18 protein-coding genes and 1 tRNA gene are annotated in these 17,345 nt (G+C 72.4%); 3 read left to right on the top strand and 16 right to left on the bottom strand.

What is annotated here, in order from left to right; all coding sequences use genetic code 11:
* The 5 genes from ACL03H_RS14780 to ACL03H_RS14800 all read right to left on the bottom strand — a co-directional run.
* Positions 1-691 (bottom strand): Hsp70 family protein (locus tag ACL03H_RS14780; protein ID WP_412811798.1); only part of this gene is annotated, 691 nt, incomplete at its 3' end.
* A gap of 195 nt (positions 692-886) precedes the next feature.
* Positions 887-1,657, bottom strand: a complete 771-nt coding sequence (locus ACL03H_RS14785; protein ID WP_412811799.1) for a DUF4097 family beta strand repeat-containing protein — start codon at positions 1,655-1,657, stop codon at positions 887-889.
* Positions 1,658-1,737: 80 nt separating this feature from the next.
* Positions 1,738-2,325: a TetR/AcrR family transcriptional regulator gene (locus tag ACL03H_RS14790; protein WP_412811915.1), complete on the bottom strand. Its 588-nt coding sequence runs from the start codon at positions 2,323-2,325 to the stop codon at positions 1,738-1,740.
* Positions 2,322-2,645: a DMT family transporter gene (locus tag ACL03H_RS14795; protein ID WP_412811800.1), complete on the bottom strand. Its 324-nt coding sequence runs from the start codon at positions 2,643-2,645 to the stop codon at positions 2,322-2,324. Before ACL03H_RS14795 ends, ACL03H_RS14790 begins: the two co-directional genes overlap by 4 nt.
* 85 nt (positions 2,646-2,730) lie before the next feature.
* Entirely contained in the window at positions 2,731-3,171 is a 441-nt protein-coding gene (locus ACL03H_RS14800; RefSeq protein ID WP_412811801.1) for a DUF1707 SHOCT-like domain-containing protein, read from the bottom strand.
* Positions 3,172-3,609: 438 nt separating this feature from the next.
* Between ACL03H_RS14800 and ACL03H_RS14805 the strand changes: the two genes are divergently transcribed.
* Positions 3,610-5,946, top strand: a complete 2,337-nt coding sequence (locus ACL03H_RS14805) for a (Fe-S)-binding protein (RefSeq protein ID WP_412811802.1) — start codon at positions 3,610-3,612, stop codon at positions 5,944-5,946.
* Positions 5,947-6,014: 68 nt separating this feature from the next.
* Here the strand turns inward: ACL03H_RS14805 and ACL03H_RS14810 are convergent, their stop codons facing one another.
* The 4 genes from ACL03H_RS14810 to dcd form a co-directional block, all read right to left on the bottom strand.
* A complete protein-coding gene (locus tag ACL03H_RS14810) occupies positions 6,015-6,425 on the bottom strand; it encodes a MerR family transcriptional regulator (RefSeq protein WP_412811803.1) in 411 nt (136 codons plus the stop codon).
* An 80-nt stretch (positions 6,426-6,505) separates the two neighbouring features.
* Positions 6,506-6,745, bottom strand: coding sequence for a hypothetical protein (locus ACL03H_RS14815; protein ID WP_412811804.1), 240 nt, complete (start codon positions 6,743-6,745; stop codon positions 6,506-6,508).
* A gap of 335 nt (positions 6,746-7,080) precedes the next feature.
* Complete coding sequence (locus ACL03H_RS14820) at positions 7,081-8,481, bottom strand: sugar porter family MFS transporter (protein WP_412811805.1); 1,401 nt, start codon at positions 8,479-8,481, stop codon at positions 7,081-7,083.
* Between the two features lie 236 nt (positions 8,482-8,717).
* Entirely contained in the window at positions 8,718-9,302 is a 585-nt protein-coding gene (dcd, locus tag ACL03H_RS14825; RefSeq protein ID WP_412811806.1) for a dCTP deaminase, read from the bottom strand.
* A gap of 77 nt (positions 9,303-9,379) precedes the next feature.
* Between dcd and ACL03H_RS14830 the strand changes: the two genes are divergently transcribed.
* A tRNA-Gly gene (locus tag ACL03H_RS14830) sits at positions 9,380-9,450 on the top strand.
* Between the two features lie 70 nt (positions 9,451-9,520).
* On the opposite strand, the gene ACL03H_RS14835 is transcribed toward ACL03H_RS14830, so the two are convergent.
* The 5 genes from ACL03H_RS14835 to ACL03H_RS14855 all read right to left on the bottom strand — a co-directional run bounded on the left by ACL03H_RS14835 (position 9,521) and on the right by ACL03H_RS14855 (position 14,734).
* Positions 9,521-10,099, bottom strand: a complete 579-nt coding sequence (locus tag ACL03H_RS14835) for a flavoprotein (protein WP_412811807.1) — start codon at positions 10,097-10,099, stop codon at positions 9,521-9,523.
* A gap of 24 nt (positions 10,100-10,123) precedes the next feature.
* Positions 10,124-10,729: an HdeD family acid-resistance protein gene (locus ACL03H_RS14840; protein ID WP_412811808.1), complete on the bottom strand. Its 606-nt coding sequence runs from the start codon at positions 10,727-10,729 to the stop codon at positions 10,124-10,126.
* Positions 10,730-10,833: 104 nt separating this feature from the next.
* On the bottom strand, positions 10,834-12,165 hold the full coding sequence (locus ACL03H_RS14845; protein ID WP_412811809.1) for an amidohydrolase family protein: 1,332 nt from the start codon (positions 12,163-12,165) through the stop codon (positions 10,834-10,836).
* A gap of 153 nt (positions 12,166-12,318) precedes the next feature.
* Positions 12,319-12,978: a response regulator transcription factor gene (locus tag ACL03H_RS14850; protein WP_412811916.1), complete on the bottom strand. Its 660-nt coding sequence runs from the start codon at positions 12,976-12,978 to the stop codon at positions 12,319-12,321.
* Positions 12,979-13,009: 31 nt separating this feature from the next.
* Positions 13,010-14,734 carry a sensor histidine kinase gene (locus ACL03H_RS14855; RefSeq protein WP_412811810.1) on the bottom strand — a complete coding sequence of 575 codons (1,725 nt, stop codon included), beginning with the start codon at positions 14,732-14,734 and terminating at the stop codon, positions 13,010-13,012.
* A 169-nt stretch (positions 14,735-14,903) separates the two neighbouring features.
* Here ACL03H_RS14855 and ACL03H_RS14860 point away from each other — a divergent pair, with 169 nt between their 5' ends.
* Entirely contained in the window at positions 14,904-15,641 is a 738-nt protein-coding gene (locus tag ACL03H_RS14860) for an ATP-binding cassette domain-containing protein (protein WP_412811811.1), read from the top strand.
* Positions 15,642-15,856: 215 nt separating this feature from the next.
* Here the strand turns inward: ACL03H_RS14860 and trmB are convergent, their stop codons facing one another.
* Both trmB and ACL03H_RS14870 read right to left on the bottom strand, forming a co-directional pair.
* The gene (gene trmB / locus ACL03H_RS14865) at positions 15,857-16,501 is read right to left on the bottom strand and encodes a tRNA (guanosine(46)-N7)-methyltransferase TrmB (RefSeq protein WP_412811917.1); all 645 of its coding nucleotides are present in this window, start codon (positions 16,499-16,501) and stop codon (positions 15,857-15,859) included.
* A 105-nt stretch (positions 16,502-16,606) separates the two neighbouring features.
* Entirely contained in the window at positions 16,607-17,176 is a 570-nt protein-coding gene (locus ACL03H_RS14870) for a hypothetical protein (RefSeq protein ID WP_412811812.1), read from the bottom strand.
* Positions 17,177-17,345 lie beyond the last annotated feature (169 nt).

Genomic DNA, 17,345 nt, shown 5'->3' on the forward strand with positions numbered 1-17,345 from the left:
AGGCCATCTTGTCCTTGGTCAGATCGATGCCGTTGGAGTTCTTGAACTTCTCGACCAGCCAGTCGACGATCCGCTCGTCCCAGTCGTCGCCGCCCAGGTGGTTGTCACCGCTGGTGGCGCGGACCTCGACGACGCCCTCCCCGATCTCCAGCAGGGACACGTCGAACGTGCCGCCACCGAGGTCGAAGACCAGGATCGTCTGCTCCTTCTCGCCCTTGTCGAGGCCGTAGGCCAGCGCCGCGGCCGTCGGCTCGTTGACGATGCGCAGCACGTTGAGGCCCGCGATCTGGCCGGCCTCCTTGGTGGCCTGCCGCTGGGCGTCCTCGAAGTAGGCCGGAACGGTGATCACCGCGTCGGTGACGTCGTCACCCAGGTACGCCTCGGCGTCGCGCTTGAGCTTCATCAGCACCCGGGCGCTGATCTCCTGCGGCGTGTACGCCTTGTCGTCGATCGTGGTCTTCCAGTCGGTGCCCATGTGGCGCTTGACCGACCGGATGGTGCGATCGACGTTGGTGACCGCCTGGTTCTTCGCGGGTTGCCCGGTGAGGATCTCGCCGTTCTTCGCGAAGGCGACGATGGACGGCGTCGTCCGCGAGCCCTCGGAGTTGGCGATGACCGTCGATTCACCGCCCTCGAGGACGGAAACGACGGAGTTGGTCGTCCCCAGGTCGATGCCGACCGCTCGCGCCATGGATGGTTCCTCCTGCTCCTGCTCTTGCGCCCAGGACCCGATAGTCCGTTGAGCCTTGCCGACTCAAGTTTTACGCGACGGCTCCGCGGCCGTCAAACCGGGTTGAGCGCGGTCCGCTCAATGTTTCTGCCTGGACAACGCCTGAGCAGCGCGGAGAGTTCCCGAGCGAGGCCCGGTGATCGGGCGAGCGAGGCCTCAGCGGGCCTCGACCTCGATGGACCCGGTGCCGGTCCGCAGGTCCAGGAGGCGGGGCGAGGACGGATCGGTGGTCACCTCGACGTCCCGCGAGCCGGTCCCGGTCGCGGCCCGCACGCGGTAGCCCCCGTCCGGCACCCGCAGCTCGACGCCACCGGTACCGGTCTCGGCCCGGACCTCGCGGGGCGCGGTGAGCTCCAGCTCGACGGACCCGGCCCGGGTGCGGGCCGCGACCACCTGGCCGCCCAGGTCCTCGCCGGAGATGCCACCGCTGCCCGTGGCCACGTCGACGTCGCCGCCGAGGCCGCGCAGCTCGATGCCGCCGCTGGTCCCGCGCACCCGCACCGGGCCCGCCACGTCCTCGACGCGCACCGCCCCGGCGGAGACCCGCACCGCCACGGAGGCCATTCCGATCACGTCCAGCTCACCGGCCGAGCTCTCGCCCAGCACGGGGACCGGCTCGGGCAGGGTGATCGCGTAGTCGATCGAGCAGCCGTCGCCGCAGCCGGGCAGCACGAGGGCGCCGCCCTCCAGCCGGTGCCGAGGCCCGTCGCCCTCCCCGCCGCGGATCCGCTCGCGCACCTCGGCCCGCGCGCCCGGCCGGTGCTCGACCTCGACCTTCCCGACGGCCCCGGCGAGCCGGACCTCCGCGACGGCGGGCAGCGCCGTCACCTCGGATCGCTCGCCCCGCTCGCCCCAGGTCCAGCTCACGATCGTCCCGGCTGCCAGCAGGCAGGCCGCTCCGGCGACCGCCAACCCCGTGCGCACCATGTCGTCCCCCTAGCTCGGCACCGCTCCCGCACGGTAGCGGCAGCTCCCGACCGGGGGACCCAGGACGTCGCAGGCGCCGCTCAGCCGTCGTCCGCGAGCACCGGCCGGAGCAGGTGGCGCAGCGCGGGCTCGAAGTCGTCGGCTCCCGGCGGGTGCTCGGCGATGAGGGCCTGCAGCAGCAGCCCGTCGATCGCGGCGAGCACCGCCTTGATCGCGGCCGGGTCGACGTCGACGGCCCGGTCGACCTCGCCGGTGGCGATCTCGAACCAGCGCCGCGCGGCCGGGCGCAGCGCGGGCCTGCGGGCGGCGAGCAGGTAGAGCTCGTACTCGGCGATGGTCCGGGCCCGCCGCTCGTCGATCATCATCGCCAGGTTCTCGGCGATCGTCCGGACCCAGGCGCGCCCCTCCGGCGGGGTGCGCTCGCGCATCCGCGCGATGTCCCCGACGAGCAGGTCCGCGCTCTCCACCAGCGTCGCCACCAGCAGCTCGTCGATGCCCGCGAAGTAGTAGGCGATCGAGGCCGGGGGCACCCCCGCCTCGCGCGCGATGGCGCGGTGGCTGACCCCGGCCACCCCGTCGCGCTCGACGACGCGGAGCGCGGCGTCCAGGATCGCGCGGCGCCGCCGCTCGCCCTTGAGCCGCCGGCCGTCGGCGCGCTCGGGGCTCAGTGCGCACCGCCGAGCTGCAGCGCGATGACCCCGCCGATGACCAGCGCGAGCCCGCCGACCTGCACCGCGGTGATGCTCTCGTCGAGGAACACCGCGCCGATGAGCGCGATGAGCGCAACCCCGGCACCGGACCAGATCGCGTAGACCACGCCGACCGGCAGCCCCATCTTGAGCACCACGCCTAGCGCGGCGAACGCGGCGCCGTAGCCGAGCACGACCAGCACCGACGGCAGCGGCCTGCTGAAGCCCTCGGAGAACTTGAGCGAGACGGTGCCCACCACTTCGGAGCAGATCGCCAGCGCCAGCATCAGGTACACCACCCGGGCCTCCCGACCAGAAAGCTGAACGAATGTTCTGGTTGTTTCAGCCAGGCTACCCCCGGGGCGCGCGGCCCCGTCGGGCCGTTCAGCCCTCCAGCTCGCGCTTCTCGTCCTTCTCGTCCTTCTCGTCGTCCCCGAACATGGTCTGCGCGCCGAGCACGACGGCCCAGATGCCCATCGGGAGGATCGGGAAGAAGAAGATCGGACCGCCGCTCACGATCGAGATCACCAGCCAGATCCCGACCAGCATGAACGAGACCTGCGCCCACTCCCGCCACTCCTTGCCCAGCCGAGGCGCGCGGGACCGCTTCGCGACGGGCGCGCCCGCGGGCTCCGCGGCGGCGGGCAGGTCAGCGGTGAGGGGCACCAGGTCGGCGCGGGTGACGGCCGCGTAGGCGTTCCGCACCCGCTCGTCGTACTCGACCAGGCCCAATCGCCCTTCGTCGAAGGCGACCCGCAGCCGTCCGGCGACCTGTTCGCGGTCGGCGTCGGACGCGCGCAGCTCGACGCGGTCGGCGTCGTCCATCGTCTCTCCCCAGGTTCGATGCGGTGGCGACCAGCCGATCGTCGGTCATCCGGGGCTCTGAGAGTACGCGCCGAGCACCCGCCGGCGGCACCGTTCGATCACGAGGGCCGGTCTCCGGCGGTAAGTGGTGAACATCGCACCGCTCCACACCTCCGGTGGCGGCGGCGACCGCGCCGCCGGGCCCCGGGCGGCGGCCCGCGCCCAGCAGCGACGACCCGCGGCCGCGCGCCGACGACCCGCGCCCCGGCGCCTGGTCGCGGCGCCCCCGAAGGAAAGCTGCGCGATCGCCCAACTAGTTTTTCGGCAGGGGGTTGCGCAGAATCACCCCCTGTTCCCACCACTGCCCCGTTCCTGCCACGGGGAGCCCCGCTGGTTACCGATCGGTAATAAGGCGTACGCTCCTCAAACGGACAAACCCCGAACATGGAGGCCGCGAGCATGGGTGCTCTGCAGCTCGTCCTGGGCCTGATCTGCCTGGCCGTCACGGCCGTCGCGGTGGTCATGGTCGTCAGGACCGTGCGGCGGATGATCTCGTCCATCCGTCTCGGACAACCGGACCCGACGAGACGCGGCCCGTTCGGGGCCCGGTTCGGGAACATGCTCAAGGAGGTCCTCGGGCACACCAAGATGCTCAAGTGGGGCCACGTCGGCGTGGCGCACTGGTTCGTCATGGTCGGCTTCGGCGGACTGAGCCTGAGCGTGCTGGAGGCCTACTTCGAGGTCTTCGTCCCCACCTTCGAGACACCGCTGCTGAGCTGGTTCGGCCCGTGGAACCTCATCGTCGAGCTGCTCGGCATCACCACCGTGCTCGGCGGGTTCTGGCTGATCGGCGTGCGCCAGCTGAACCACCCGCGCCGCGCGGGCCGGCTCTCCCGGTTCGAGGGCTCGAACTTCGGGCAGGCCTACTTCGTCGAGGCGGTCGTGGTCCTGGAGGGCTTCGGCATCATGGGGCTGCGGGCGTTCAAGCAGGCCTCCGGGCTGTTCGAGGCGCCGCTCTGGTCCTCCCCGCTGACCTACGCGCTCGGCGGGATCCTGCCGTCGAGCACCGCCGCCATCTCGATCTTCGCCGGGTTCAAGATCCTGTCCGCGATGATCTGGGTGATCGTGATCGCCTCGAACATCACGATGGGCGTGGCCTGGCACCGGTTCACCGCGTTCTTCAACATCTACTTCAAGCGCGAGATCGGCGACGGGCGGGCGCTCGGCGCGCTGCAGCCGATGATGTCCGGCGGCAAGGAGCTCGACTTCGAGGAGGCCGATCCCGACGAGGACGTGTTCGGCGTCGGGAAGGTCGAGGACTTCACGTGGAAGGGCTGGCTGGACTTCACGACCTGCACCGAGTGCGGTCGCTGCCAGTCCCAGTGCCCCGCGTGGAACACCGCGAAGCCGCTGTCGCCGAAGCTGCTGATCACCTCGCTGCGCGACCACGCGCACGCCAAGGCCCCCTACCTGCTGGCCGGTGGCCGCAAGGACATGGCCGGGGACGAGGTCGGCATCACCGGTGACGGCGCCGAGGAGAAGCTCGCGGGCATCGACGCCCTGGCCCTCGCCGAGTCGGAGCGCCCGCTGATCGGCGGCCCCGAGGAGATGGGGGTCATCGACCCCGAGGTGCTGTGGGCCTGCACCTCCTGCGGCGCCTGCGTCGAGCAGTGCCCGGTGGACATCGAGCACGTGGACCACATCGTCGACATGCGCCGCTACCAGGTGCTGATCGAGTCGAACTTCCCCACCGAGCTGGGCGGGATGTTCAAGAACCTGGAGAACAAGGGCAACCCCTGGGGCCAGAACTCGAAGGACCGGCTGGCCTGGACCGAGGACCTGGACTTCGAGGTCCCGGTGTTCGACGGGGAGCTCGCCGAGGACACCGAGTACGTGTTCTGGGTCGGCTGCGCCGGCGCCTTCGAGGACCGCGCGAAGAAGACCACCCGCGCCGTGGCCGAGCTGCTGCACATGGCCGGGGTGAACTACACCGTCCTCGGCGGCGAGGAGACCTGCACCGGCGACCCGGCGCGGCGCGCGGGCAACGAGTTCCTGTTCCAGATGCTCGCCCAGCAGAACGTCGAGGTGCTGAACTCGGTGTTCGAGGGCCGCGAGCCGGGCAAGCGCAAGATCGTCGCGACCTGCGCGCACTGCTTCAACAGCCTCGCCAACGAGTACTCGCAGCTCGGCGGCCACTTCGAGGTCGTGCACCACACCCAGCTGCTGAACAAGCTGGTCCGCGAGAAGCGCCTCACCCCGGTGGCCCCGGTCGCCGAGGACGTCACCTACCACGACCCCTGCTACCTGGGGCGGCACAACAAGGTCTACACGCCGCCGCGCGACCTGGTCGGCGCCTCGGGCGCGAACTTCCGCGAGATGCCGCGGCACGGCGACCGCTCGATGTGCTGCGGCGCGGGCGGGGCCCGCATGTGGATGGAGGAGCGCACCGGCAAGCGCATCAACGTCGAGCGCGTGGACGAGGCGCTGGGCACCGCGCCCCAGAAGATCGCCACCGGCTGCCCGTTCTGCCGCGTGATGCTCAACGACGGCCTCACCGCCCGCCAGAACGAAGGGGCGGCTTCGGAGGACGTCGAGGTCGTGGACGTGGCGCAGCTGCTGCTGTCCTCGGTCAAGCGCGGCGGCGACGGCGCCTCCGCCCCGGTCGCCGACAGCTCCGCGGACACCGGTGGTGCTGAAACCGGTGGCGAAGCCGAAGCCAACGGCAAGGCCGACGTCCCCACCGACGCCGAGCCGACCGGCACCCCCCTCCCGGACCAGGACAAGTCCGAGAACTGACCCGCACCGAGCACAAGGGGCAGGCCCGCGATGGGCCTGCCCCTTCTCGTCTCAGCACCGCCCGAAGTTCACATCGCCCGCAACGCGGCCGTCGATTCCACCAGCCCGTCGCGCCCCGACCTGCTGTCGATCTCCCCGGCCTCCAGCAGCCCGACCGGGAACGGACGCGAGACGTTGAGCATCTCCGCCGCCTGCTGCGTGGTCAGCTCGGCGTGGGACGGCACGACGGACACGCCGGTACCCGCTGCCCTGTGGGCGAGCGCGCGGGCCAGCAGTTCGACAGCGCCACGGGGGACGATCAACGTTTCGCCCCCGTCGTCCTCCACGACGAGCGGGATGCGGCGCTGGTCCTGATGCCTGCCGAGGTAACCCTTGATCCGTTGCAGCGCCTCGTCGGCGACGGCCGCATCGGCCCCGTCAGGTCGGATCGGGTCGAGCGCCGAACAGTCCGGACCCCACGCAGTCCGCGACGAACGCAACACCCGAACCGAGCAGGAGGGGCAGGCCCGCACCGGGCCTGCCCCTCCTGGTTTCCCACCGCCCCCGCGGGGGCGCGTCGTCAGTGAGCGACCTTGATCGCGACGAAGTCGCTGACCGACATGCCCTTGTGCCAGCCCGCCTTGTGGTTGCCGTTGCCGACGCCGTTGCCGTTCACCCCGCTGAGGTGCACCCCGACGTTGCTGCCGTCCTGGTTGTTGGTGACGTACCCGTCGGCGAGCGCCGCGGGGGCGGCGAGGGCGCTCATGCCGAGCATGATCCCGGCGGTGGCTGCGGTCTTCGCGAACTTCGAGAGCTGCATGACTACCTCTCCGTCGTCCTGTCGGTGCGGCGTCGAACTGCGTCGATCGCCGAGATCAGTCCTACGGGGTGAAGGTCGACTCAGCTCGCCCCAGCGGCCAATGCCACCCGTCCCGGTGGCGCTTAATCGCGAGAACAGGCGGACTTCACCACCGCTGCCCACGTGGCGTAATCACGCCGACCCGAGTCGCGGGCATCCGGCTTGGCGACGCCGGCGAAGGGTCCGGGCCCGCCGAGCCCGCCCCGCCGGACGGGGGTGGCAGGCGGGGCGGGGCCGGACGCGCGAAGGCGCCCCGGGCCAACGACCCGGGGCGCCTTCGAGGACGGGGAGCGGGATCAGCTGCCCATCTCCTCCAGGGAGCGGCCGTTGGTCTCCTTGAGGTAGCGCAGCACGAAGACCAGCGAGATCAGCGCGAACAGGGCGTACATGAAGTACGTGGCGGGCAGGTTCCAGTCCCGCATGCTCGGGAAGCTGACCGTCACCAGCCAGTTCGCCACCCAGTTCGTCATGGTGCCGACCGCCAGCGCGGCAGCGCGGATGCGCGGCGGGAACATCTCGCCGAGCAGCACCCACATCACCACGCCCCAGGACGAGGCGAAGAACAGCACGAACGCGCTCGCCGAGATCAGCGCGACCACGCCCCAGCCCGGGGGCAGCACCGCGTCCTCACCGACGACCTGGGCGAAGCTGAACGCCCAGCCGGTGACGGCCAGCGAGACGGCCATGCCGATGGAGCCGATGACCAGCAGCGGCTTGCGCCCGATCCTGTCGACCAGCGCGATGGCGATGAAGGTGCCGACGATGTTCACGATCGAGGTGAACAGGCTCAGCAGCAGGGAGCTGCTCTCCTCGATGCCGACGGACTGCCACAGCGAGGACGAGTAGTAGAAGATCACGTTGATGCCGACGAACTGCTGCAACGCCGCGATCGCCATGCCGACCCAGACGATCGGCAGCACGCCGAAGCGGCCGCGCAGCTCGGACAGCCGCGGCTTGTGCTCGCCCAGCGCGGCCCGGATGTTGGCGATCTTCGCGTCCACGTCCCCGGGCTCGATCCGCGCGAGCACCCCGCGCGCCTCGTCGTCCCGCCCGGCCGCGACCAGGTAGCGGGGCGACTCCGGGATCATCGAGGAGACGACCAGGTAGACCAGCGCGGGGACCGCGGCCACCGCGAGCATCCACTGCCAGGCCTGCATCGGCCCCAGCTCGGCCGAGGCGCTACCGCCCGCCGCCGCCGCGAGTCCGTAGTTGACCAGCTGGGACAACGCGATGCCCAGCACGATCGCCAGCTGCTGCAGGGAGGTGAGCCTGCCCCGGTACTCGGCGGGCGCGACCTCCGCGATGTAGGCGGGGGCGATCACCGAGGCGATGCCGATGGCGATGCCGCCGACGATCCGCCAGATCGCCAGGTCCCAGATGGCGAACGGGAGGGCCGACCCGATGGCGCTGATGACGAACAGCACCGCGGCCAGCTGCATGACCCGGATCCGGCCGATGCGATCGGCCAGGCCGCCGGCGATGGCCGCGCCGACCGCCGACCCCAGCAGCGCCGAGGAGACGACCAGTCCGGTCATGGCCGATCCGACCTGGAAGTGGTCCTGGATGGCGTCGACACCGCCGTTGATCACTGACGTGTCGTAGCCGAAGAGGAAACCGCCGAGCGCCGCCGCGCTCGCGATCATCACTACGTGCCCCAGGTGACCCGTCCGGGCACCGGGCGACTGCGTTACCGACATCGGAGTTCTCCTGTGCCCGCTCGCCGGTCTGCCTCCTTGCACACCTGGGGAGAGCGCCGGGCCCCGGGGAACTCTAGGGTCTGAACCACTTCTTTCTTCCACGATTCAGGGTGAGGATGCTCACCGTGGTGACTGAATCGTTCACGTGGTAAACGATCGCGCACGCAGCACCCCTGAACAGGGGCGATCCCGTCAAACCGGCCGATCGACGGAGAGCGCTCGGCCGCGGGCGGGAGTCAGTCGCGGCGCGTCTCGACGCGCTGGAAGTTCAGGTGCGCGCGCGACGGGGTCGGCCCGCGCTGGCCCTGGTAGCGGGATCCCGCGCGGGTGGTGCCGTACGGGTGCTCGGCGGGACTGGAGAGCCGGAACAGGCACAGCTGGCCGATCTTCATGCCCGGCCACAGCGTGATCGGCAGGTTGGCCACGTTGGACAGCTCCAGCGTGATGTGCCCGGTGAACCCGGGGTCGATGAAGCCCGCGGTCGAGTGCGTGAGCAGCCCGAGCCGCCCCAGCGAGGACTTGCCCTCCAGCCGGCCGGCCAGGTCCTCGGGCAGCCGCACGCACTCGTAGGTGGACCCGAGCACGAACTCGCCCGGGTGCAGGACGAACGGGTCGTCCCCGGTGACCTCGACGGCAGAGGTGAGCTCGTCCTGCTGCTGGGCGGGGTCGATGTGGGTGTACTTCGAGTTGTCGAAGACCCGGAAGAACCGGTCCAGCCGCACGTCGATGCTCGACGGCTGGATCATGGCGACGTCGAACGGATCGAGTTCGAGTCGGCCCTCGTCGAGCTCTTTGCGCAGGTCCCGGTCACTCAGCAGCACGAGCACAGCGTATCGGGAGGACCCCGGGCGATCTTCGTCCCCCGCCGTGTTAGAGTTGGCTCGCCGGAGACGGCGCTGCGGATGTAGTTCAATGGTAGAACATCAGCTTCCCAAGCTGAATACGCGGGTTCGATTCCCGTCATCCGCTCAGTTCACGAAGGCCCAGGTCAGAAGCGCATCGCTTCGCCTGGGCCTTCGTCGTTCCCGGGGCCCGAAGATCAGTCCGAAGTGGACTCGCGCGGCGGGACCAGGGTGTCGAGGTGATCGAGGACTCGGGTCCAGGGGATCGCGTCGCCGAGCGTGGTGCGGGGTTCGCGCAGCGGCCACCAGTGATCGCCGGTGAGCAGGTGCACGCCCGCCTCGGCGAGCGCCGCCGCGTGCCACTTCCAGGCCGGGTGGCGGACGTGCGCGGCGTTGATGGTGGGGAACACGACCACGGGGGCGCGCTGCTCGCCGACCGCCTCGACCGCCGTGGTGAGCGCCTGGCTGTCGCCGAGGCCGAGGGCGAGCTTGGCGACCGTGTTCGCCGTGGCGGGGCACAGCAGGAAGCAGTCGATCTCCGGGTGCGGGCTCGGCTCGGCCGGGGTGCGCGGCGCGGTGCGGCAGGGGAGCCCGGTGAGCTCGGCGATCCGGTCGAGCTCACCGAGCGGTCCCAGCCACTCCCCGGCCGAGGGGGTCAGGGTCACCGCGACCCGCCAGCCGCGTGCCACGGCGGGTTCCACCAGCCGGGTGCGCAGGTGCTCCGTGCCCCCCGCGGCCGAGGCGATCAGACCCAGGGTGCGTCGCTCGTCGATCATCGAGCCATCATGGCCGATCCGAGGTCAGGCCGGTGCGGCTCCCATCGGGGGCGTCGAGGTGGCCGCCTCGGCGCGCGGCCGGGCGACCAGCGCGCGGCCCGCGGTGAGCACGCCGTAGAGGACCAACCAGATCCCGAGCAGGAGCACCCCGAGGATCAGGCCCAGACCCGGGAACGCCAGCAGGGCCACGCCCGCCACGATGGCGAGCACCCCGGTTCCGACGGCCCAGCCGCGCGCCCCCACCTCCGGGTGGGTGATCGCGTGGAAGGTCTCCACGACACCGCTCACCGTCCAGAACAGGCCCAGCGCCACCGGAAGCACGAAGGCGCTCTGCACCGGGTAGCGCAGCACCACGACACCGGCCAGGATGCCCAGCACCGCGAGCACGATCCTGGCCGCGAGGCCCTGCTCCCCGGACGCCAGCGCGCTGCCGAACCAGAAGACCCCGCCGATCACCAGCTGCACGCCCAGGACGAGGGCGATGAACAGCAGCGTCGCTCCGGGCCAGAGCAGCACCGCGAGACCGGCCAGCAACGAGAGCACCCCGTAGGCCAGCATCCAGACCCAGGAACCGCCCACCTTCCCCAGCGATTCGTGGACCGCGTTCGGACTCGCCGTCGACCAGGCCATCGAACTCACCCCCTGAGAACGCCAACGGGCTCACCGTGCCTCCGCCGCCGCACCCCGCCCAGGGGACAAGGTCCCGCCCGGGACCCGTCGCTCGATCCCGGAGCTCAGCCCCGGACGTGCTGGGCGGCGGTGCGGGCCGCGGCCTGCACCGCGCGGCGGTCCACCCGGGTGGGCTCGCGGTCGCGCAGCACCTCCTCGCCCGCCACCCAGACGTCGCGCACGCAGCGCGATCCCGCCGCCCACACCAGGTTCGCCAGCAGCTGCTCGTCGGAGGTGTCCAGGCCGGTGGCGAACGCGGGGTTGTCCACGTCGAGGTGCACGACGTCGGCCCAGCGGCCGGGCTCCAGGGCGCCGATGTCGGAGCGCTGCATCGCCGCCGCACCGCCGCGGGTGGCCGCGAGCAGCGCGCGCGGCGCGGCCAGCGCGGTGGCGTCCCCCGTCGACAGCCGGGCGAACATGCCCGCGAGCTGCACCTCCTCCCAGAGGTCCAGGTCGTCGTTGCTGGACGGTCCGTCCGTGCCCAGGCCCACCGGGATCCCGGCGGCGAGCATGTCGACGAGCCGGGCGGTGCCGGAGGCGAGCTTCGCGTTCGAACCGGGGCAGTGCGCGACACCGGTCCCGCGCGCGGCGAACAGCTCGATGTCCGCGTCGGACAGGTGCACGCAGTGCGCGGCCAGCACCCGCCCGTCCAGCACGCCCAGCGAGTCCAGCAGCGCGGGCACCGAGCCGTGCGCCTCGCGCTGCGCCAGGTCCTCGTCGGCGGCCTCCGCCACGTGCGTCTGCACCAGCGCACCGCGCTCCCGCGCCGATTCCCCGATGGTGCGCAGCGCCTCCGGCGGCAGCGTGTAGGCGGAGTGCGCGCCGTAGCCGAGCTCGACCCGGTCGGCGGGCCCGAAGCGCAGGCCGTCCGCGTCGATCCAGCGGTCGATGTCGGCGACCACGGTCTTCCAGGAACCCATGCCCTCCAGGCCAGGCGCGGCGATCACGGCCGGGCCCAGCGCCACCCGGGAACCGACGGCCAGCACCGCTTCCGCGACCGCCTCGCCGGAGAAGTACATCTCGGCGCTGGTGGTGATCCCCGCGCGCAGCATCTCGACCGCGCCCAGCTCCATCCCGGCGCGGATGTCGGCGGGCCGCAGCCGCGCCTCCGCGGGCCAGATCACCTCGCGCAGCCAGCGCAGCAGCGGCAGGTCGCCGCCCATGCCGCGCAGCAGCGTCATCGGGCTGTGCGCGTGCGTGTTGACCAGGCCGGGCAGCAGGATGCCGCTGCACTCGCGGACCTCGGTGCCCTGCCCGCGCGGCGGCGCCCCCTCGCGCGGGCCGCAGTAGCTGATCCGGCCCCGCTCGTCGACGTCCACGACGGCGTCGCGGAGGACGGTGCAGTCGGGATCGCAGGGAACGACGATCGGGGCGTGCAGGCGCAGTGCGGTCGACATGCGCGCATTCTGCCGCAACTCCGCGCCGGCCCGGCACTCCGGTGATCTCCGCTCGGGCTGCTCAGCGCCGCACCGCCGGCCGCGAAACCACCGCGCGGGGTCGGCCCGCGAGACCACCGCCGCGCCCGCGCGCGGCGGGCCGGAGCGGCGACGTCAGTCCTCCATGAGGCCGCTCCGCCAAGCCCAGGAAGCGGTCTCCACCCGGTTCCTGGCGCCGATCTTGGTCTGGGCCGCGGCCAGGTGCGTCTTCACCGTGGACAGCGACATGAACAGCTCCGTGCCGATCTCCACGTTGGTCAGCCCGCGCGCGGTCGCCCGCACCACGTCCAGCTCCCGCTCGGTGAGCTCGTCGCGCGGCGGCTGCACGGTGCGGCGCGGGCGCTCCGGCGGCTTCGCGAAGTGCTTGAGCAGCCGCACCGTGATCTGCGGCGAGACCAGCGCGTCACCGCGCGTGGCGGCGTGGATGGCCTCGATCAGCAGCGCCGGGCCCGCGTCCTTGAGCAGGAAGCCGCTGGCCCCGTTCGCCAGCGCGGACGCCACGTAGTCGTCGAGGTCGAAGGTGGTCACGACGACCACCTTGATCGGGTTCGCGACGTCCGGCCCGGCGAGCTGCTTGGTCGCCTCCAGGCCGTCGAGCCCGGGCATCCGGATGTCCATCAGGCACACGTCCGGTCGCAGCTCCCTGGCGCGCCGCACCGCGTCGAGCCCGTTGGCGACGTCGGCGACGACCTCGATGCCGTCCTGCGACTCCAGGATCATCCGGAAGCCCGCCCGCACCATCTCCTGATCGTCGGCGATCAGCACCCGGATCATCGCCATCTCCTCCTCGTCGTGGCCCACGCGCTCAGCCCTGCTCGCGCTCGGCCAGCGGCAGCCAGGCGTCGACGCGCCACCCGGCGCGCTCGGCGGGCCCCGCGCTGAACCGGCCGCCGAGCAGCTCGATGCGCTCGCGCATCCCGACGAGACCGTATCCTCCGGAGCCCCCCACCGGTGCGGTGCGCCCACCGGAGCCGTTGTCCGCGACGCGGATGTGCAGGCGTTCCTGCGGGGAGCGCACCGTCACGACGATCTCGGTGGCGTCCGGGGCGTGCTTGCCCGCGTTCGTCAGGGATTCCTGGACCAGCCGCAGCGCCGAGCGGGCGACCTCCTGCGGGATCTCCTGGTCCAGCTCCAGGCGCAGGCTCACCTCGGGCCCCGCGCCCTCGACGAGGGCGGTGAGGTCCGCGGTGAGATCGGTGGTGGCCTGCTCGGTGGCGCCGCTGGTGCCCGCCGGCTCGGCGCCCCGCATGCTCGCGACGAGGCGGCGCATCGCCACCAGCGCCTCGGTGCCGCTGGTGGCGATCCGCTCCATCGCCTCGGCCGCGGCCTCCGGCTTCCGCGCGGCCACCAGCTGCGCGGCCTGCGCCTGCACGACGATCCCGGTGACGTGGTGGGCGACGACGTCGTGCAGCTCCCGCGCCAGCGCCAGCCGCTCCGCCTGCTGGGCCTGCTCCACGGCGCTGCGCACCGTCCGGCTCCGCTCCCCGTCGCGGGCCCGGAAGTACAGCCCCGACCCGACCGACAGGGCCAGCAGCAACCCGCCGAGCGCGAGGAGCTGAGCGATCGAGCCCAGGTCCGGGATCCGCGTGGTCCCGCGGATCAGCACCATCGCGAACAGGGTGGCGGCGACCAGGGCGGCGCCGCCGAGCGCGGCGTTGCGGGTCGTGGCGTGCCGGACCAGGTAGGCCAGCACCAGCATCCCCGCGCCGGTGGCCGTGACCGGCACGCCGGGCAGCACCCCGGAATCGACGTCCGCACCGCCGACCAGCTGCACGCCGACGCCGGTGCAGACCAGCGCGGTCGCGGCCAGCAGCGCCGACTCCAGCGGCCGCTTCGGCGCCAGCACCGCCAGCCCGCAGAGCACCACCGAGCCCAGCAGCAGCACGATCTCACCCGGCTCGGCTCCCGCCAGCCCGGAGCTGATCTCCAGGAAGAGCAGCACCACCAGCCCGGCGATCACCGGCCACTGCTTGCGGAACAGCTCCACCAGCGGGGTCCGGGCCGCCTTGAGCTGCCAGCCGCGCAGGTAGGTGCCGGTGCCCATCGCCAGCAGCAGCTGCAACATCCCGAACGCGACGACCTGCGAACCGGATCCCGCGATCGGGCCGCGCAACCCCAGCGACACCAGGCAGGCCAGCACCAGCGCTCCGGTCACGGGCAACGCCTTCAGCGGGGGCAGCCGCCGGTGCGCGAACAGCACCAGCAGCACGCCCGCGGCGTTCTCCGTGGGCAGGATCGAGCCGAGTCCCAGCGAGTGCGGCTCCACGTCGACGAGCCGGGCCAGCGCGCTGGAGACCAGCAGCACCCCGGCCGCCGCCACCCCGCACAGCGCCGGGTGCACGCGGCCGCGGACGGCCAGCAGCGCGAGCAGCGCGGCGCCCGGGGCGAGGACGAGGTCTCGGGGATCGCGCGCCAGCACGGCGATGTCGGCGCAGCACAGCAGCGCCATCAGCGCGGCCAGCACCCAGGGCGCCCGCGCGAGACGACCGAGTCGCTGCGCCGACGTGGGGGTCGTCGGGCGGGAACTCACGGCAGGACCCTAATCCCAGGACGCTCGCCGACGGCTTGGCCGAACGGTCCGAAACCCCGGCCGATCGGTCGACGAGACCTGTCCACGAGCGGGAAGCGCCGGGACGGGCCCGCGCGGGAACGTTCTCGCCGAGGCCGGTGCGATGACCGGCGGTCGAGAGGAGACGGCAGTGTTCGAGGCGCCCACCCCGCTCAACGCCCCCGAGCCGATCCACCTGTCCCGCGCGGACGGCCCGCGCCCGATCCGCCTCCCCACCCCCGCGCCCGCCCCGGTGCCGCTGCTGGAGGCGCGGCGGGTGACGGTGCCCCCCGAGGTGCTCGACGCGGACTTCGCGCTGCCCCGAGGCGGGGTCGCGGAGCTGCGGGGCCCGAGCGGGGCGGCGCGGACCGCCCTGCTGCGGGTGCTCGCCGGGCTGCGGCGCCCGGAGTGCGGCGAGGTGCTGCTCGACGGCGTGCGCCTCGACCTGCTCGACGACCACGAGCTGCGCGAGCTGCGCCGCCGCGAGTTCGGCTTCGTGCTCGGCGACGCGATGCTGGTGCCCGAGCTCACCGCGGCCGAGAACTGCGCGTTGCCGCAGATGCTGGCCGGGGCCGAGCGGGCCGAGGCGATGGTGCGGGCGGTGGCGGTGCTGCGCGACTTCGGCCTGAGCGGGCTGCGGGACCGGTTCCCCGGGCAGCTCTCGGCGGCCCACCAGCAGCTGCTGACCGTGGCGCGGGCGGTCGCGCACCGGCCGAAGGTGCTGTTCGCCGACGTTCCGGACCTCTCCGGACCGGCGATCGCCGAGCTGCTCGACGCCGCGCGGCACGAGGGAATCGCCGTGGTCCTCACGACCGCCCTGCCCGCCCTGCCCGGCCGCGCCCCGCTCCCGCTGGAGATCACCGGCCGGGCCCTCGAACTGGCCGCCTGACCCGCTCCGGCCGGACGGCCCGGGAGCGCGGGCCGATCGGCTGATGCCGGCCGAGGGCTCCGCGTCGGAAACTGACCGCACGACTCGACGACCAGGAGGTGTTCCACGTGCTCATCGCGACCTTCACCACCCTCGGAATCATCGCCGCGGTGGCGGTGCTGCTGCTGATGGCGCTCAGCTCGCTGCTCCCCGCCGACGCCCCGCGGGGCCGCTAGTCAGCGGCGCTCGAAGAGGAGGTCGTGGATCCCCCGGCCTTCCTCGTGAGCGCGGCTCTCGAACTTCGTGACCGGCCGCCAGTCCGGGCGCGGCGCCCAGCCGCCGGGCTGGTCCGCGTACCGGTTGCGCAGCTCCGGTACGGCCGAGCAGACCGCCATCATCTGCTCGGCGTAGTTCTCCCAGTCCGTCGCCAGGTGCAGGTAACCGCCGGGAGCGAGGCGGGAGGCGATGAGCTCGACCGTCCCCTGCTGCACGAGGCGCCGCTTGTGGTGGCGCTTCTTCGGCCACGGGTCCGGGAAGAAGATCCGCACCCCGGCCAGCGAACCCGGCACCACGTGCTCGCGCAGCAGCACGACCGCGTCCCCGCGCAGCAACCGGAGGTTCGACAGCTCCAGGTGCTCCGCGCGCAGCAGCAGCTGGGCCAGGCCCGGCTTGTAGACCTCGACCGCGAGGTGGTCGACCTCGGGATCAGCGGCCGCCAGCCGCGCCGTCGTCTCGCCCATGCCGGACCCGATCTCCAGGACCAGCGGGGCGCGGCGCCCGAACCAGGCCGCGGCGTCCAGCGGCCCCTCGGGCAGCGCGTCCACCGAGTCGCCCAGCTCGGACCAGTGCCGATCCCACGCCCGCTGCTGGCCCGCGGTCATCCGCTCACCGCGCTGGACGTAGCTCACGATCGTGCGGCGGTGCTGGATCTGCTGGTCAGAAGTGCTCACGGGATGCCAGTATCGCAAACCCGCCGGGCCGGGCGGCTACCAGGATTCGACGACCGGCAACGCGGCGAGCAGACCGGCCGGACCGCTCAGCGGCAGCGGCTGCGGCGGGCCGTCGGTGTAGGCCGCGACCACCTGGATCCAGCCGGGGTGCTGGTCGGTGAGCGTCACCGTGGTCGGCGCCTGGCGGGTGCCGCGCTCGGAGGGGGCGTACTCCCAGTACCCGGTCTCGCCCGTCGCCGCCCAGGGCACGAAGACCCAGCCGCCGCGCTCGTGCAGCAGCCGGTGCACGTCGTCCTCCAGCGCGAAGCCCTCGGCGCGGGAGCTCAGCTCGCCGCGGTCCACGGCGCGCAGCCACCACGGGGCGGGCAGCCTGCTGGTCGAGCCGTGCAGCTTGCGGTAGAGGTCGAGCACCTTCTGCTCGGGCGCCGTGCAGATCCAGCTGCGGCGCAGCGAAGCGGGGGAGGTGGCCCAGGCGACCGTCGGATGCGCCTCGGTCGCCAGCGACCACTCCAGGCGAGGAACCGCCTCCACGTGGACGTCGTACTGGTTGCGCCGGTTCAGCGGCGAATCGCGCCGCTCCGGCGAGCACTCGGTCGATCGCACCATGCCCACCCATCTGCCGTGTGAGTCGCGCGGACCGCGACGGCGGTCTGGCGGCGCGTCCACCTCAGCGACGTTGGTGATCGGAACACGCGTCCTTGCCTATGCATTATCACAGGGAATCAATCGCGTGAAGCTTCTCGACCCCAGCTGTGAACCATCACATATCGGACTC

The sequence above is a fragment of the Saccharopolyspora antibiotica genome (genome assembly GCF_047200635.1).
GTDB lineage: Bacteria > Actinomycetota > Actinomycetes > Mycobacteriales > Pseudonocardiaceae > Saccharopolyspora_C.

Coding starts and splice junctions, on each gene's coding strand:
- ACL03H_RS14785 (WP_412811799.1), bottom strand. CDS start 1,657: ATGGTGCGCACGGGGTTGGCGGTCGCCGGAGCGGCCTGCCTGCTGGCA.
- ACL03H_RS14800 (WP_412811801.1), bottom strand. CDS start 3,171: ATGGACGACGCCGACCGCGTCGAGCTGCGCGCGTCCGACGCCGACCGC.
- ACL03H_RS14805 (WP_412811802.1), top strand. CDS start 3,610: ATGGGTGCTCTGCAGCTCGTCCTGGGCCTGATCTGCCTGGCCGTCACG.
- ACL03H_RS14815 (WP_412811804.1), bottom strand. CDS start 6,745: ATGCAGCTCTCGAAGTTCGCGAAGACCGCAGCCACCGCCGGGATCATG.
- ACL03H_RS14820 (WP_412811805.1), bottom strand. CDS start 8,481: ATGTCGGTAACGCAGTCGCCCGGTGCCCGGACGGGTCACCTGGGGCAC.
- ACL03H_RS14835 (WP_412811807.1), bottom strand. CDS start 10,099: ATGATCGACGAGCGACGCACCCTGGGTCTGATCGCCTCGGCCGCGGGG.
- ACL03H_RS14840 (WP_412811808.1), bottom strand. CDS start 10,729: ATGGCCTGGTCGACGGCGAGTCCGAACGCGGTCCACGAATCGCTGGGG.
- ACL03H_RS14845 (WP_412811809.1), bottom strand. CDS start 12,165: ATGTCGACCGCACTGCGCCTGCACGCCCCGATCGTCGTTCCCTGCGAT.
- ACL03H_RS14850 (WP_412811916.1), bottom strand. CDS start 12,978: ATGATCCGGGTGCTGATCGCCGACGATCAGGAGATGGTGCGGGCGGGC.
- trmB (WP_412811917.1), bottom strand. CDS start 16,501: ATGACCGCGGGCCAGCAGCGGGCGTGGGATCGGCACTGGTCCGAGCTG.
- ACL03H_RS14870 (WP_412811812.1), bottom strand. CDS start 17,176: ATGGTGCGATCGACCGAGTGCTCGCCGGAGCGGCGCGATTCGCCGCTG.